This window comes from Butyrivibrio sp. MB2005 (assembly GCF_000424285.1).
GTDB lineage: Bacteria > Bacillota > Clostridia > Lachnospirales > Lachnospiraceae > Butyrivibrio.
In genome coordinates this window covers 103,608-121,065 of sequence record NZ_AUJP01000012.1, presented here as the reverse complement: position 1 = coordinate 121,065, position 17,458 = coordinate 103,608, and the positions used below count along the sequence as shown (strand labels likewise).

General features: G+C 42.7%; 13 protein-coding genes. 2 read left to right on the top strand and 11 right to left on the bottom strand.

Translation table 11 applies throughout. The annotated features are described in order from the left end of the window. Positions 1-9: 9 nt before the first annotated feature. The 4 genes from G610_RS0108285 to G610_RS0108270 form a co-directional block, all read right to left on the bottom strand. Positions 10-426: an ATP synthase subunit I gene (locus tag G610_RS0108285; RefSeq protein ID WP_026524426.1), complete on the bottom strand. Its 417-nt coding sequence runs from the start codon at positions 424-426 to the stop codon at positions 10-12. A 23-nt stretch (positions 427-449) separates the two neighbouring features. Continuing rightward, on the bottom strand, positions 450-728 hold the full coding sequence (locus G610_RS0108280; RefSeq protein WP_026524425.1) for an AtpZ/AtpI family protein: 279 nt from the start codon (positions 726-728) through the stop codon (positions 450-452). 214 nt (positions 729-942) lie between these two features. Further along, positions 943-2,775, bottom strand: coding sequence for an aspartate--tRNA ligase (gene aspS / locus G610_RS0108275; protein WP_051197859.1), 1,833 nt, complete (start codon positions 2,773-2,775; stop codon positions 943-945). Between the two features lie 101 nt (positions 2,776-2,876). Further along, complete coding sequence (locus tag G610_RS0108270; protein ID WP_026524423.1) at positions 2,877-6,680, bottom strand: ligand-binding sensor domain-containing diguanylate cyclase; 3,804 nt, start codon at positions 6,678-6,680, stop codon at positions 2,877-2,879. A gap of 186 nt (positions 6,681-6,866) precedes the next feature. Between G610_RS0108270 and mgtE the strand changes: the two genes are divergently transcribed. Then, positions 6,867-8,222, top strand: a complete 1,356-nt coding sequence (gene mgtE / locus G610_RS0108265; RefSeq protein WP_026524422.1) for a magnesium transporter — start codon at positions 6,867-6,869, stop codon at positions 8,220-8,222. Between the two features lie 199 nt (positions 8,223-8,421). Here mgtE and G610_RS0108260 read toward each other — a convergent pair whose 3' ends face one another. The 7 genes from G610_RS0108260 to G610_RS22115 all read right to left on the bottom strand — a co-directional run bounded on the left by G610_RS0108260 (position 8,422) and on the right by G610_RS22115 (position 16,797). Continuing rightward, positions 8,422-8,769, bottom strand: a complete 348-nt coding sequence (locus tag G610_RS0108260; protein ID WP_026524421.1) for an endonuclease domain-containing protein — start codon at positions 8,767-8,769, stop codon at positions 8,422-8,424. Positions 8,770-9,000: 231 nt separating this feature from the next. Further along, positions 9,001-9,471 carry an IS200/IS605 family transposase gene (gene tnpA / locus G610_RS0108255; protein WP_026495039.1) on the bottom strand — a complete coding sequence of 157 codons (471 nt, stop codon included), beginning with the start codon at positions 9,469-9,471 and terminating at the stop codon, positions 9,001-9,003. 193 nt (positions 9,472-9,664) lie between these two features. Further along, positions 9,665-11,929 carry a formate C-acetyltransferase gene (gene pflB / locus G610_RS0108250; protein WP_026524420.1) on the bottom strand — a complete coding sequence of 755 codons (2,265 nt, stop codon included), beginning with the start codon at positions 11,927-11,929 and terminating at the stop codon, positions 9,665-9,667. A 309-nt stretch (positions 11,930-12,238) separates the two neighbouring features. Next, positions 12,239-12,967: a pyruvate formate-lyase-activating protein gene (pflA, locus tag G610_RS0108245; RefSeq protein ID WP_081667325.1), complete on the bottom strand. Its 729-nt coding sequence runs from the start codon at positions 12,965-12,967 to the stop codon at positions 12,239-12,241. After that, positions 12,967-13,632: a hydrogenase nickel incorporation protein HypB gene (hypB, locus tag G610_RS0108240; RefSeq protein WP_026669726.1), complete on the bottom strand. Its 666-nt coding sequence runs from the start codon at positions 13,630-13,632 to the stop codon at positions 12,967-12,969. Before hypB ends, pflA begins: the two co-directional genes overlap by 1 nt. Before the next feature lie 44 nt (positions 13,633-13,676). Then, positions 13,677-15,695 (bottom strand): Na/Pi cotransporter family protein, encoded by a 2,019-nt coding sequence (locus G610_RS20250; protein WP_081667323.1) that lies wholly within the window; start codon positions 15,693-15,695, stop codon positions 13,677-13,679. A gap of 157 nt (positions 15,696-15,852) precedes the next feature. Continuing rightward, positions 15,853-16,797, bottom strand: a complete 945-nt coding sequence (locus G610_RS22115; RefSeq protein ID WP_051197857.1) for a GNAT family N-acetyltransferase — start codon at positions 16,795-16,797, stop codon at positions 15,853-15,855. Between the two features lie 123 nt (positions 16,798-16,920). Between G610_RS22115 and G610_RS0108225 the strand changes: the two genes are divergently transcribed. After that, complete coding sequence (locus tag G610_RS0108225) at positions 16,921-17,448, top strand: peptidylprolyl isomerase (protein ID WP_035795537.1); 528 nt, start codon at positions 16,921-16,923, stop codon at positions 17,446-17,448. Positions 17,449-17,458 lie beyond the last annotated feature (10 nt).

The window sequence follows — 17,458 nt, the reverse complement described above, 5'->3', positions numbered from 1 at the left end:
ACTTTATTTTCACCTTCCTTTCCTCGCAGATAGAATCCCGCGAATTTTTATTAAAATACTGGGAACGAAAAGAGGTGCCACACCGGTAACCAGATTGATGGCCGGTACGAAGATAGACAATACCACCCACAAAAGCTGCAGCATCGTGCGATAACGCAGGCTGACCGCCATTGTGCTTCGCGCTCTGTCTGTCTCCTCTTCGCTCATCCCCGTGATCTTCTGCACTGTAAGCCCCATCCAGAAGAAGTTGCCAACAGCCACGATCGTGCCACCGATCGCTCCTAAGAAGACCGTATAGTCAAAAGGTGCGTAACCAGGCACCAATTGATGCAAAATAAAAAATACTACAATAACAAGCAGGCTCACTACCGCTGTCCCCACAGCAATAAAAGTAGTCTCCTTCTTAACTGCGTCCTGAACTACCATAACAAAACTTTTTTCTCTCTTTCTTATACATGTTTATTGAATGACACTTCATTCTCCGGACGTTTCTTGGGTTCGTTTTTCTTGGTGATCTCAAGATAGACCTTATATGCCGTCGTCATAGATCCCCCAAGCCCGAAAAAGAAGCCGATGATATAAATCCACCCGGGTGCTCCAACCTTAGTTGTCAGCATGTAGCACGCAAAAATACAGATGAGAAGCGGTGTCACAAGTGACAATCCCAGCTGACCCACCATAGCGAACTGTGTGAAAAGTTTGGATAAATCGGTTGTTTTCTTAATCATTGAGACCTTTTCTTATAGACAATTTGGGCGTTTTCCCAAAAGTGCAATACATTTTTAATAAAAGTGCGAAATACCGCAACATATATTTCAATAATACAAGCATTAGTCAGAAAAAACAATTCTTTATGGTCGATTTTACAAACATTTTACTTTTGAAAAAGGGTATAAAAAGAGGTCCCAAAATCGGAACCTCTAAAGTAGTCTGAATTATATATTATTCTTCGACAACTGTCTTAATGTGAAGCTCTTCAAGCTGCTTCTCTGTAACCTCTCCGGGAGCACCCATCATAACGTCCTGAGCGTTCTTGTTCATAGGGAAAGGTATTACCTCTCTGATGGTAGGCTCGCCTGAAAGAAGCATTATCATACGGTCTACACCGGGAGCAATTCCGGCGTGCGGCGGTGCGCCATAGCAGAATGCATTGTACATAGCAGGGAATTTAGCCTTAACATCTTCTTCACCGAGACGAACAAGCTCAAATGCCTTGATCATGATCTCAGGATCATGGTTTCTGACAGCACCTGATGAAAGCTCGATACCGTTACATACAAGGTCATACTGATCAGCCAGGATATCAAGAGGATCGATCTCGCCGCGCTCTGCCTTAAGAAGTGTCTCCATTCCGCCTGTAGGCATTGAGAAAGGATTGTGGCAGAATTCAAGCTCGCCTGACTCCTCACCGATCTCGTACATAGGGAAGTCTACTATCCAGCAGAATGAGTACTGCTCTTTGTCCATATGTCCGGGAACAGCTGCGCCAAAGGTCTTAACAACAACGCCTGCTGTCTTCTGAGCCTGAAGGAGCTTACCTGAGCTGAGAACCACAAGGTCTCCTGCCTTAAGGCCAAGAGCAGAAATAACAGCGTCCTTATTTTCCTGAACGAACTTAGCGATACCGCCAACTACTTCGCCGTTCTCATCTATTCTGAACCAGTAAGGCTTAACGCCTGCCTGAACCTCTACATCACCGATTGTCTTATCGATAAACTTGCGGCTCTCCTTAAAGTCAGAGATTACAACAGCCTTGATTCTTACATCTGTAGCATCTCCTGCCTTAAGTGCACCTTCACTTGCCTCTGCTGCCTCAGCAGAAACTGTGCTTGCAAAAGGACCAAATCCGCAATCCATAAGAACCTCTGTAGCATCCTGAACAGTCAGGTCGATACGAAGGTCGGGCTTATCTGAGCCATATTTCTCCATGGCTTCACGATAAGGGATACGTGCAAAAGGAGCACCTGATGCTCTGTCGTATGTACCATATTTTGCAAAGATAGGAGGAAGAACGTCCTCACAGATCTCGAATACATCTTCCTGAGTTGCAAAAGCCATCTCCATATCAAGCTGATAGAACTCACCGGGACATCTGTCTCCTCTTGCGTCCTCATCACGGAAGCAGGGTGCGATCTGGAAATAACGATCAATTCCTGAAGTCATAAGGAGCTGCTTGAACTGCTGCGGCGCCTGGGGAAGTGCATAGAACTTGCCGGGGTGCTTTCTTGCAGGTACAAGATAGTCTCTTGCGCCTTCGGGAGAAGATACCGTAAGGATTGGTGTTGTTATCTCCATGAAATCATGCTCGATCATTGAGCTTCTAAGAGCAGCGATAACGTTGCTACGAAGAATGATATTCTTTTTAACCTCAGGATTTCTAAGGTCAAGATAACGATATTTAAGTCTTGCTGACTCGTCAGCTTCACGGCTTCTGTTGATCTCAAAAGGAAGCTCGTTGTAACGGCAACGACCAAGAACCTCGATCTTCTCGGGAACAACCTCTATCTCACCTGTAGCCTGCTTGGGATTCTTGGAGCTTCTCTCCCTAACCTCGCCTTCTACGGAAATAGTAGATTCCTTGTTGATACCCTTAGCGATCTTCATCATATCTTCGCTCTCGATGACGATCTGGGTTGTGCCATAAAAATCTCTAAGAACGATGAATCCCAGCTCCGCGCCTACTTCGCGAAGATTCTCCATCCAACCAACAAGCTTAACGTGCTTGCCGGCATCAGACAGTCTGAGTTCACCACATGTATTTGTACGTGACTGCATAATCTCAAAAACTCCTTCTAAATAAAATCACTGAAATATTTTATACCTTTTCATTTTGTCATACAAGTTTTTATAAAACATAGGAAGGAATTTTTGCGTATTTACATATCCTCTGTTTCATAACTGAGCACATAATCATCGTGTCCCTGGATCTGATCCCACTTATTAACGATACGCTCAACAGGCGTCATGCCATCCCTTGAACTTGTATCCGTCATTATAATAATGACTTTGTTTTTGCCATTTGCCGCAACCACATCATTACTTCTAAGGTTAAGGGACAGTACCTCTATGAATTTTTCCATTATGGACTCTTCCACAGAGCCTCCGTCCTTTCTGAGGATTGCGAACTGCACTATCCACACATTTACAAAGGTTCTTTTGGACATGCGCACAAACAGTCTGTAGACCATCTGAAGCTTTTCAAAATCCACAAGATAAGCACCTTTTTGCTCGCCTCTTTCGCCAAGGATCATTCTAAGACCCGCAAGGCCGGCAGCTGTGATCTCTTCACCCTCCATGGCGCTTACGCCGGCTTTCTTGTATACCATATATCCATGCTTTCCGTTTTGCTTCACGCTGTAAAGAGCCTTATCCGCTTTTCTGAAAAGTTCTGTATACTCAGTACCCTCATCTGGAATGAGGACCGCACCAATGGAAACACTTATGGGAATATTGAAATCCTCTCCCATAAGTTCCCTGCCCGTAAGCACAATTTCTTCGTTTAAATACCTGGCTTTCTCGGCAACAGCACCTTCATCCGATGCACCATGAATGAAAACCACAAACTCATCGCCGCCGATTCTTCCGGCAAAATCATCTTCTCGTATGCATGAACGTACCAGCTCTGCAAACTTGGTCAAAACCTTATCGCCCATATCATGTCCATGCAGGTCATTTACAAGCTTGAAATTATCAAGGTCGATCATCATGAGGATTCCGCGCTTTTTAGCAACTATTTTTTCAAGCTCCTGCTGTGAATATCCCTTGTTAAAGAAACCCGTCATGGGATCAATCTTGGCTTCCTTCTGCCATCTCTCAATGCTGTTTATTCCTACGCGGATATTTCCAACAAGCCATACGATAAAAATAACAAACAGCACACAAACAGAGAAAAGATATATCTTGAAATATGGTCTTTCAAAAAGCTGTGAGTCCTTCCTGACCTTGAAGACTTCCTCACGTATTACCTCACTTCCTGTGGTATCAAGGACCTCAACATGAAGACCATAATCACCGTAAGGAAGATTCATGTAACTTAGAGACTGTATATCCTTCTGAGAGCAGGTGATTCCATCATCCTGTATTCCGTCAAGGTAAATGTGAAGCAGCGGATTTGAAAGGGTATAGTTAAGAACCGCAACATCAAACTGTATTCTTCCGGATATAGCGGGAATTATATATTCTCCCTTTGCATTCTCCTTAATCTCTTCGCTTCCTGCCAGTACCTTTCCAATAGTGATCTTGTAATTATCATCAAAGAGATTTTCCATTTTTACAGGAATTCTGCGCACTCCGTCTGAGCAGCACAAATAGAGATAATCGCCGTAGACCGCGTTTCTGGAATTGGCTGTCAGTGATGAATACAAGCCCTTACTCTTATTAAGCAGTGTATAGTTGTATTCTTCGTTCTCTAAAAGGTCCTCTTTATTCACCACGAAAATACCGGCACTGGATGTAACCCAGGCATCTCCGGCATCTGTAAAATGCACATCATAATTGTTTCTGTATGGGAATTTATTTAATTTCTTTACTTCATTGTCCTTGTAATAATAAAGGGAATTACTGGTAACATAGATATATTCGCCTTCTCCGCAGGGAATTATCTTCATGACAACAAGGGAATCAAGTCCTGATTCCTCCTTGTAATGATTTATTATCTCGCCGTCCCTTATGATATATATTCCATCGCCGTCGGTTCCTGCCAGAATATCCTTGTCAGCAATCTCAACCATACTGAGAATCTGAGCCTGAATACCCTGTTCCTCTCCCATGGTCTTTTCAACACGGTTATTTCTTATGTAATTAAGCCCCGTGGTAGTGGCAGCAACTATTGTTCCATCCGACAGTTCCAATGATGTCCTGAATCTTCCACCTTCTGTGTTTTCTGTGTTCTCATTAAACAGCTTAACCGTGCCATCATCGCGAAGCTCAATAAGCCCGCTTTTTCCGTAGGTGCTAATCCACAGATTGCCCTTTTCGTCTTCAAGGATATCTCTGATCCTGACGTCCTCAAAAAGCTCAGGATGATCAATGGGAACCGCATAATAGGTCTTCAGATCGATGGTGATAAGGCCTGAATTGGTTCCAACATACATCAGTCCCTTTTTTATATGCACGCAGTTAACAACTTCCGCCGGAACCTTGGCCTTGGTAAACATATCCTGGAAAGGATTCCATGCATATCTCACAATACCCTGCTTAGCTGAAGCAAACCAGATGTCCCCCTGATAGTCTATAACTACATCTGATGCCGAGCTTACAAATTCCTCCAAAGAAAGATCTGTCTCTCTTCCTTCGTTTGTAATAAAACCAATGCCGTTTTCACAGCAATAAAAATAACCGTTATCCTTTTCCGAATACTTAAGCTTATTGAAATATGCGCCATTACTTATGGTAAATTTTTTTCCGAACTCTGCCTCATCATTTTTAAAGGTGGCAAGAACAGCATAATTGTCACTGGTTCCTACAAGAAAGGTATTCCCCCTTCCCGCAGCAACCTCAGTATAGTAAACATCAAAGCCGGGATAGATCGTTTTGTATACTATTTCTCCATCCCTTATAAAAAACAATGTTCCGCCTGTAGTTACGCCTGCAATAACCCCATTATCATTGCAACTAAGGCTTCTTACACCATTGAGCTTGGCATTCGTAAAATCACTGACTTTGCCATCCTTGGTTATTTTGCAAAGTTCTACTGCTGTACCCACATAGATATTGCCTTCTTTGTCTTCGCATATAGCACGAACAGAGTTTGCAGCTAGTCCCTCTTTCGTTGAGTAAAAGGCCACTTCGTCGGTATCGGGATCATAACATGCAATACCCTGGTCATTTGTTCCTATCCAGAGTCTACCCTTGCTGTCTACCTCCAGCCTCCTGACATTACTTATCCGTTCATCCAGAATTACTTCTTCAAATCTTGCACCGTTGAATCTGTAAAGCCCCGCATAGGTGCCTACCCACATAAAGCCGTCATCCGTCTGCGCGGCAGCATTTATTTCCACAGTATCAAGACCATCATCTGTGGTATAAATGTAAGGCGCATATTCCGATGCAAAATCCGCCGCCTTTGCCTTGCAGGGTATCATCAAAATGGCAAGGGCCAGCAATAGGAACCTTGCATTTGCACCGCCCTTTCTTCTGTCTGTTATTCTCTTATATGCCTTAATGAAAAATACGCCTATAAATACACTTAAGGCTTTATCAGGTATATCAACGAAAGCTTCCCCAAGAACAGTGCATATTACCGGCACTTTTACATCCTGGGAGAGCATGTCTATAAGAGCATCGCCCCAAACGTTGCCTGTACGACCTTCATAGAAAATCATGTTAAAAGGAGTCGACAAAATAACCGCTGCCAAACCGGCAGATACCGAAGTTGCCACAACCTCAAACATGCTGTAATTTTTCGTCTTAGGGAAAAAGTAACCCACAGATGCACCTATGCCCACAGAAACTATGGCATAAGCAAAGGGTTCTTTGTCAAACACAGAAATTATCGCATTGGTCAAAAGCCCGGAGACTGAACCGCCTATCGGGCCAAGCACTATCGCTGAAATCAGCGTCCCTATGGCATCAAGCCAAAAAGGCATGCCAAAAAAAGCCGCTATATTTCTTCCTATGAGATTAATAACAATACAGACTGCTACAAGCAGCCAGTTTTGCCATTTCTTAATTTTCTCCATAAGAAGCCTCTAAACGTAATTACGTCCATAAATAATGCATTATCCTATTTAATTTTAGCATTCGTCAATTTCGCCCTCAACGAACATTACTATTAAAAAGATTAAGAAATTATAAAATTTTGAAATATTTTTTCAAAAGTGTGCTAAACTTCTAGGTATCAATACCTTCTAATATTGGAGAATTCTATGGAAGACAACACCATTTTTGATCTTATAAAAGAATTATTGGAAAACAAGCAGTATACCAAGCTGCGACAGACCCTCCAGGACATGAATACAGCCGACGTAGCTGCCATCATGGATGACATGGAGAACGAGGATTCTCTTAAGATGTTCCGAATCCTCCCAAAGGATATTGCAGCTGATGTTTTTGCTAATCTGGAAATAGATGACCAGCAGTACATTATTCAGTCTCTGTCCGATAAGGAAGCAGGCAACATCATCGATAACCTGATGGCCGATGATGCTACCGACCTTTTGGAGGAGATGCCTGCCAGTATCGTAAAGAAGATCCTTGCCAATGCAAGGCCTGATACCAGAGCTGATATCAATCATCTTCTAAGATACCCCGAAGACTCTGCCGGCTCCCTGATGACAGTGGAGTACGTGGACCTGAAAGAGTACATGACCGTGGCTCAGGCCATTGAGAGAATAAAGAAGATAGGACTTGATTCCGAGACAGTCAATATCTGCTATGTAGTAACGAACCAAAGAATACTGGTCGGAACGGTTGCTCTGAGGTACCTGCTTATCCGTGATGCCGATGAAAAGATCGGTGACATAATGAACACCAATGTCATCAGTATCAATACCATGACGGACCAGGAAGAAACGGCCCACATGTTCCAGAAGTACGACTTCACGGCCATGCCTGTTGTTGATAACGAGAATCGTATGATCGGTATCATCACCATCGATGACGTAGTAGATATCATCGAAGAAGAGGCTACCGAGGATATCGAGAAGATGGCAGCTATCATCCCTTCCGATAAGCCCTACTCACGTATCGGAATCCTGGATATCTATAAAAACAGAATGCCATGGCTTTTGTTCTTGATGATAAGTGCCACCTTTACGGGAGCCATAATCACAAAATTCTCCGATGCCCTGTCAGCTTATGTGGTTCTTACAGCTTACATTCCCATGCTGATGGACACCGGCGGTAATGCAGGATCCCAGGCCAGCGTTTCAATTATCCGAAGCCTGTCCCTTGGAGAGATCGAGTTTTCAGAGATATTCAAGGTCTGGTGGAAGGAAGTAAGAGTTGCCGTTCTCTGCGGTCTCACACTTTCCCTTGCCAATTTTGTAAAGCTCCTTGTGATCGACAAGTTAGCACTTCCGGTTGCAGCTGTTGTATGCCTTACTCTTTTCCTTGTAGTAATAATAGCAAAGAGTATCGGCTGCCTGCTTCCTATGTGTGCTGACAAGCTCGGCTTTGACCCCGCAGTTATGGCATCACCCATGATCACCACAATCGTTGATGCCGTTTCACTTCTTGCATACTTTACAATTGCAACTCAGCTGCTGCATTTAGCAGTATAAAAAACGGAAGCGATTTTCGCTTCCGTTTTTTAGTCTTTCCCTTACAATGCACCGAAGATACGAAATGATCACCAAGGTAAAGCCTTCCCCTTCCAGAGGATAGTTAGTTAAAACTGATCACCTGGACAAAGCCTTCCCCCTTTTAGGGGGAAGGTGTCGCCGTAGGCGACGGATGAGGGTTCACTAATAAAGCTCCACTCTACTCAACCCCCAACTTCCTGGCTATATCTTCACAAACAGCCTCAAAATTCATGTTAATATCATAATTTGAGTATCTTAGCACAGTAATTCCTCGTTCTTTTAAGAAATTATCCCTTATGATGTCTTTATCCCTGCCTTCTTTTTCAAAGTGCTGTGATCCATCTAATTCAATAGCCAATTTTTTCTTTGGACAATAAAAGTCCAGGATATAATTCCCAACTACTTTCTGTCTTCTAATCGATATATCCAAGCCTTTTAAGAAATCATACCAAAGGTGCCGTTCCTCTTTAGTCATCTCTTTCCTTAGTTTTTGAGAATACTGTGTTAGTTCTTTCTTATCTATCATAAAAATCCTTTTTCGTTTTAGTAACACTTATCGGTCGCCTTCGGCGACACCCTCATCCGGCACTTCGTGCCACCTTCTCCCTAAAGGGAGAAGGCTTTAATCAGAACCACCGGCTTAGCCGGTGGTTTGTTCTGGCCCTATAAGGGCCTGTTACCGGCACTGAGTCTAAAGACTCGCCGAATGGTTCGCCAGCCGCAACATCATTTATCTACTGAGCCCCCTGGGCTCGTATTATTTGTTTTGTATTACCGGCTTACCCGTGAACGGGTCGATGTACTCTTTTAATGTCATCTGGTCATACTCTAAATCTTCTTTTAATTGATTTCTTATATATTCTTGAATCTTTTTCGCATTTTTTCCTGCTGTATCAACATAATATCCTCTACACCAGAAATGCCTATTTCCAAATTTGTACTTAAGATTCGCGTGCCTTTCAAATATCATAAGCGTACTTTTTCCTTTTAGATACCCTACAAAGCTCGAAACACTCATACTTGGAGGGATTCTCACAAGCATATGTATATGATCCGGGCACACTTCCGCCTCTACTATTTCTACACCTTTCCTTTTGCATAATGTACTGAGAATATTTGCTATGTCAGCCTTTAACTGCCCGTATGCAATCTTTCTTCTGAACTTTGGTGCAAACACAATGTGATACTTACAGTCCCACTTTGTGTGTGATAAACTATTCATGTCCATTTTGGACTACCTCCTGTGTTTTACTTTGGTTGGCGAACCGTAAGTAATTCTAACACGGGAGGTATTTTACTGTAAGCTAAAGCAGCTGTTGTCCCCCTGCATAGCAGGGGGGTTATTAAAAGATGCTACACAATAAAAAACGGAAGCGATTTTCGCTTCCGTTTCCTTTTTCTACACTTCTGTAATGTGTTAATTACATTGTCTCATGGCAAGTTCTGTTAATAACATCAAGCTGCTGCTCTCTTGTAAGATCGATGAACTTAACAGCGTAACCTGATACACGGATTGTAAAGTTAGCGTACTCAGGCTTTTCAGGATGCTCCATAGCGTCCTTAAGCTTCTCAACACCAAATACGTTAACGTTAAGGTGGTGAGCGCCCTGATCAAAGTAGCCATCCATTACGTTTACAAGTCTGTCTGCTCTCTCTTCATCATCATGTCCAAGTGCTCCGGGATTGATGGTCTGTGTATTGGATATACCATCAAGAGCATACTCGTAAGGAAGCTTAGCTACTGAGTTAAGTGAAGCAAGAAGTCCATTCTGCTCAGCGCCGTAAGCCGGGTTAGCACCGGGTGCAAAAGGAGCAAATGCAGGTCTTCCATCCGGAAGAGCTCCTGTAGCCTTACCGTAAACTACATTTGAAGTGATAGTAAGGATTGATGTTGTGGGCTCTGAATCTCTGTAAGTGTGGTTCTTCTTAACCTTCTTAAGGAAGGTCTTAAGGAGCCATACTGCGATCTCATCTGCTCTCTCATCATCGTTACCATACTTAGGGAAGTCTCCCTCGATTTTGTAATCAACAACAAGACCTGACTCATCACGAACAGTCTTAACCTTTGCATACTTGATAGCGCAAAGTGAATCTACAACATGTGAGAAGCCTGCGATACCTGTAGCGAATGTACGACGTACATCTGTATCGATAAGAGCCATCTCAGCTGCCTCATAGTAGTACTTATCGTGCATGTACTGGATGAGGTTAAGGATATTTACATAAAGGCTTGCAAGCCAATCCATCATCTTGTCGTATTTTGCCATTACTTCGTCATAATCAAGATACTCTGAAGTAATAGGAGCATACTCAGGACCTACCTGCATGTGGTTGCCCTGCTTATCAAGGAACTTCTCGTCCTTACCGCCGTTAATAGCGTAAAGAAGACACTTGGCAAGGTTTGCTCTTGCACCGAAGAACTGCATCTCCTTACCTGTCTGTGTAGCTGATACGCAGCAGCAGATGCTGTAGTCATCGCCCCATACAGGTCTCATAACATCATCATTCTCATACTGGATAGAAGATGTTGTAACAGAGATCTTAGCTGCATACTTCTTGAAGTTCTTAGGAAGTCTTGAAGAATACAGTACTGTAAGGTTAGGCTCAGGTGAAGGTCCCATGTTCTCAAGAGTATGAAGGAATCTGTAGTCGTTCTTGGTAACCATGTGACGACCGTCCATTCCAAGTCCGCCGACCTCAAGTGTTGCCCATACGGGATCTCCTGAGAAGAGCTGGTTGTAGCTGGGGATACGTGCAAACTTAACCATACGGCACTTCATAACGAGGTGATCGATAAGCTCCTGTGCCTCAGACTCTGTAAGTGTACCCTCCTTAAGGTCTCTCTCGATATAAATATCAAGGAATGTGGAAACACGTCCAACAGACATTGCAGCACCGTTCTGTGTCTTGATAGCTGCAAGATATCCGAAGTATAACCACTGAACAGCCTCTCTTGCATTTGTTGCAGGCTGTGAAATATCAAATCCGTAAACAGAAGCCATCTCCTTCATTCCGCGAAGAGCACGGATCTGCTCTGCAATCTCTTCACGCTGACGGATAACTTCATCAGTCATAACACCGCAACCGCAAAGTGAGAAGTCTTCCTTCTTCTGCTCGATAAGGAAATCAATACCGTAAAGGGCTACTCTTCTGTAGTCGCCAACGATACGTCCGCGTCCGTATGTATCCGGAAGTCCTGTAACGATGTGGCTGTGACGAGCTGCCATCATCTCAGGTGTATAAGCATCAAAAACAGCCTGGTTGTGTGTCTTATGATACTCTGTAAAAATCTTGTGATACTTCTCATTTACCTTAAAACCGTATGTCTCAGCAGCCTGCTCAGCCATCTTGATTCCGCCGTAAGGCATGAATGCTCTCTTAAGAGGCTTGTCTGTCTGAAGACCAACAACTGTCTCAAGGTCCTTCATTGATTCATCTATGTATCCGGGGCCATAAGCGGTAAGACCTGATACAACCTCTGTCTCACACTCAAGTACGCCGCCGTTAGCACGCTCTTCCTTCTGAAGCTCCTGTAATCTGCCCCAAAGCTTGTCTGTGGCATCTGTTGCGTCTGCAAGGAAACTCTCGTCTCCCTCGTACATAGTATAATTGTTCTGGATAAAGTCTCTTAAGTTAACTTCGTCGGTCCACTTATTTCCTTTAAATCCTCTCCACTGTTCTCTCATAATATCTTCTCCTCTCTAGCGAAAAAAAACGATACCACCCTCAGAATCTATGTGCAGTTGCCTGTGCAACATTAAGTAGATTATGTATGTCAAATTTATTAAACCACTATATAGTATATTGTAATACAGAAACCACAATATGTATATCCTAAAATTTGACACCCGAATGGTATTTTTACATATACTGAGTAACATTTCAACCTTAAACCGCGAAAAAAAGCCAAAGCTGATAACTTTTGTCAACTTTGGCAATTTTTTAACATTATTTATATTTTTCTTGTTAGTTTTTATAGTTTGTTTTATTACTCTTTAATTTGCACCGAGAATCCTCTTTGCGTTTTCGATTTTCTCTGCAGAAGGCGAATCTACTCCCACCAGCTGATAGGGAATTCCAAGCTCTTCCCACTTGAACTGTCCAAGGGAATGATATGGAAGAACATCTATCCTTTTTACATTGCTGAGAGTATCGATGAATTCTCTGGTTTTCTTTAGATATTCATCATTATCCGTAATTCCCGGAACGAGCACATGTCTGATCCATACAGGCTTACCTATATCTGACAAATACCTAAGACAGTCCTTGATATTCTCATTTGGCTTACCTGTGAGCTTAATATGCTCGTCATTATCAATATGCTTAATATCCACCAGCAAAAGGTCTGTATCTTCCATAAGAGCCTTAAACTCTGAAAAGAAAGGCTCCTCCCTTGTAAAGGGCTCTGCTGCCGTATCGATGCAGGTATTTATTCCTCGCTCTTTTGCCTTGGAAAAAAGCTCCCTAAGGAAATCCATCTGAAGCAGTGGCTCTCCGCCGCTTACGGTTATGCCGCCCTCATCTCCCCAGTAGCTCTTGTACCTCTCTGCCTTATCAAGAAGTTCATCAGCAGTCCTAAGGTCATTTGACTCAGGATTCCAGGTGTCGGCATTATGGCAATACTTACATCTCAGATTACAGCCTTTTAAAAATATGATAAAACGGACCCCCGGTCCGTCTACGGAACCGAAGGTCTCTATTGAATGAATTTTTCCCTGAAGCATTATTTCTTCCAATCTTCAACCTGATTGCTGAGCCACTCTGCAAACTTATCAACTCCCTCACCTGTCTTAGCACAGATGGGAATGATCTCAGCCTTGGGATTTCTCATGTGGATGTACTCCTTGCACTTCTCAAGATCAAAATCAAAATAAGGAGCAACATCAATCTTATTGATAAGTACAACATCGCAGATGCTGAACATAAGAGGATACTTTAGTGGCTTGTCATGTCCTTCAGGAACTGAGAGGATCATTGCATTCTTGGAAGCACCTGTATCAAACTCAGCAGGGCAAACAAGGTTTCCTACGTTCTCAAGGATAGCAAGATCAACATCACCTTCTACAAGTGCGTCAAGACCCTGTCTTGTCATGTCAGCATCAAGGTGACACATACCGCCTGTGTGGAGCTGAATAGCCTTAACACCTGTCTCAGCGATCTTCTGTGCATCTACATCTGAATCGATATCTGCTTCCATAACGCCAATCTTGTACTTGTCCTTAAGGGCAGCGATAGTAGCCTTAAGTGTTGTTGTTTTTCCTGATCCGGGAGATGACATGAGATTCAGGAGGAAAATTCCTTTATCCTTAAGCTCGCCTCTAAGGAGCTCTGCTCTCTCATCATTACTCTCAAACACGCTTCTCTTTAATTCAATAACTCTGGTACTCATAATTTCCTTTCTTAACTAAAACAAAAAACTAAAGCGCTAAAACATTACTTATCTTTTTTCTTCTTAGTCTTATCTTTAACTTTTACTTTTGACTTGTCTTTTACCTTTTCTTTTACTGCATCCTTTGCCTTATCTACAAACTTCTCTTTCTTCTTCTCGGCAGAAGAAACAGCTTCGTCAATTATATCCTGATCTTCAGCTCTCATGATGTTAACGATGGTCTCATGATCTTCAATGAAGGAAGGATTGATATCATCCTCATCATCAAAGCCCTTCTTAACTGCGGGAAGTCTGTACTTTCTCTCATAAAGATCAACTGCGATCTCGAATTCCTTGTTTTTCTCTGCCTTAAGATGCTCAAGATACTCGTGAGTATCAAACATTCCCTCGCTAACTTCAAGGATACATACTGCGATGTTACTACAGTGATCGGCGATACGCTCAAAATCCGTACCAAGATCTGACAGGATAAAGCCCATGTCTATTGTGCACTTGCCCTTACGAAGTCTTCTTACATGGCGTCTCTTAACCTCCATGTTGATTCCGTCAATAACTTCTTCAAGAGGCTCTACAGACTGTGCCAGCTTAAGATCCTGGTTTGCGAAGGACTGGAATGAGAGGTCCACGATCTCTTTTACTGCATTTGAGAAGGTCTTCAGCTCTTCTTTTGCCTTACTTGAGAATTTCTCATTTTTCTCATTCATCACACGGGCTGTCTGTGCAATGTTCAATGCATGGTCACTTATACGCTCAAAATCAGTGATGCAGTGAAGGATGATCGAAAGGGTTCTGGAATCCTTCTCAGCAAGGTGATGGTTATTGATCTGCATAAGGTAGGTACCCAGCTGATCCTCATATCTGTCAACCTTCTCCTCGATGCGTCTGACTTCATCAGCAACCTCGGGATTGTACTCATCAATAAGGGATGTAGCTTTTTCAAGTCCCTCTCTTGAGAAGTCCGCCATATCCATGGCAACCTGTCTTGACTGTTCAAGAGCAAAGGGCGGGTTTGTAAGGAAACGCTCGTCCAGCTTGGTGATATTCTGCATATCCTGCTGTTCTTCACGCTCTTTCTCATCAATAGGAATAGTCCTGTATGCCATCTTAACAAGGAGTCCGGAGAAAGGAAGCATAAGAGGCGTAGCCACAAGGTTAATAAGTGTGTGGATAGAAGCTATACCCACCATTCCAGCCTGACTACTCATGAATGCAAAATTCACAAATGAATGTATTGTGTAGAATAAGATCATAAATGAAACAGCTTTTATCACGTTGAAATACAAATGCATAAGAGCTGTTCTCTTACCGTTTTTGTTTGCTCCCAGTGATGAAAGAATAGCTGTGATACAGGTTCCAACTTCGGCACCTACTACAACGGGAAGTGCTACGCTGTAGGTGATACTTACCGACGCAGCCAAAGCCTGCATTACACCGATGGTTCCGGCAGAACTCTGAATTACCATCGTAAAGAGCACGCCTACAAAGAAACCGATAAGCGGGTTACTGAAGGTCATAATGATTGTCTGGAAGGCTTCACTGCTGCGGAGAGGGTATACCGCCTCAGACATCATGCTCATTCCAAACATCAATACTGAAAAACCAATAAGTATAAGACCGATGTTGTTCTTTTTATCATTCTTGGAGAACATATAAAGGACAATACCGATAAGCGCCAGAAATGGCGTAAATGATGTGGGCTTTAACAAATTGATCAGGAAATTGTCACTGCTTATAGCATTTAATGAAAGCAGCCACGCAGTAAAAGTGGTACCAAGGTTAGCACCAAGGATAATATTTACCGCTTCCTTTAAGGTCATGATTCCTGAATTAACAAGACCGACAACCATAACGGTTGACGCAGATGATGACTGTACAAGAGCAGTTACTCCAACACCGAACAGATAAGCTACGATCGGGTGGCTGGTTACTTTACTAAGAACCACCTCCAGCTTACCGCCGGCAGTCTTGGTAAGACCACCGCTCATTACATTCATTCCATACAGAAATAGCGCAAGTCCTCCGATAAGGCCTGCAATTAACGAAAAGATTTCTTTTGAATCCATCCATACCTCCTAATGTCTCAGGTACTACGTAATAATTAATCCCTCTCTATCATAAGTATCGTAACTGAAATAAACCTAAATATCAACTGCAAGATATAGACAAGATATAACTTCTTGTGGACAAACTCAGAAATAATCCTCAAAAAATCTTAATTTTTTAGAATTCTATCGCCATCTTTACATACTTTCCAAAGTGCATTTCCTGCGCAGGTATGCGCGTTCCGTCGTGATATTCATCGCCGTAGATATTCTCTTCGATATCAGCTTCGCCCTCTTTTGACATTCCAAGCTTCTGACAAAGATGAATAGAAACTGTATTCTCTGCTTTTACAAAGGCCAGAACTCTCTCAAACTGAAGGATATCCCTTCCGTAATCCAGAATCGCCTTGCAAACTTCATAAGCATAACCCTTTCTCTGGTATGCAGTGCCTATAAGAAAGCCCAGCTCTATGTCATCAAAGCCATTCCTTACGCTGTAACCGGCTCTTCCGATTATCTCCCCCGTCTCCTTAAGCACGATAGTCCAGGTGCCAAAGCCCATGAGACCATAAACCTTTTCTATGTAATCTCTTTGATATTTTTTCTCATCCTCAGGATCTGCAAAGAGTCCCTCCATGTATCTTGTCATCTCAGGATCTGCATACAGTTCATAGAAAACATCCACATCCTCAACCGTAGTTTCTCTGATAAGGCATCTGTCTGTTGTGAGGATATCCCATGGAAGATGGGCGTAGCGCTGATAGGCCTTTATAAAGGAATCCATCCCCACTTCTTCTATTTCCGTAAAAACATACTTAAGACCTTCAAACCGCTCCTCAGCATTGCCTTCATAGCTTATGCCAACTACATATCCCCCGCTTGAGAGAAGATACCCTGCAAGCTCCGATGAATCGGTAAGAAAAAGCTTATCTCCTGTATTATCTTCAAAAGCTCCATCGAGAAGCGAAGTAAGAAGCCTATCCTTACTGTAAACTGTTTCCTCCGGGAATATGACCCGGCTTTCAATTCCTTCTGTTTTTATATATGAAGAGGTATCAAATACATTTGCCACAAAGGCCTCATCCTCTTTATTCTTTATGCAAAAAATGATTTCTTTAAGCATTTTCACGCCTTTTTATTTGTATTTTTATTCTATTAATTATTGTATAATTAATCCCGGGTTTGTTCCACGAAAACCCAAAATCATTTACGATTTACAAATCGGATTCATATTAAGGAGAAAAATATGTCTGAAAACAAAAATCCTATCGTTACAATCACAATGAAGGGCGGCGATGTTATAAAGGCTGAGCTTTATCCCGAGATCGCACCTAACACTGTAAACAACTTCATTTCACTTATCAATCACAATTTCTATGACGGTGTTATTTTCCACCGCGTAATTAAGGGCTTTATGCTTCAGGGCGGCGATCCCGAAGGCACAGGAATGGGCGGCCCCGGCTATGAAATAAAGGGTGAGTTCTCTCAGAACGGTTTCAAGAACGACCTGCTTCACACAGAGGGTGTGCTTTCCATGGCACGTACACAGATTCCTGATTCAGCAGGCTCACAGTTCTTTATCATGCATAAAAACGCTCCTCATCTTGATGGCGCATACGCTGCTTTTGGTAAAGTCATCGAAGGAATGGACGTTGTTAATAAGATTGCTGAGACAAAAACAGACTGGAATGATCGTCCCTTAGAGGATCAGGTTATGGAAAAGGTTACTGTTGAAACATTCGGCGTAGATTATCCGGAACCGGAGACTGTGTAATAATAAAAGC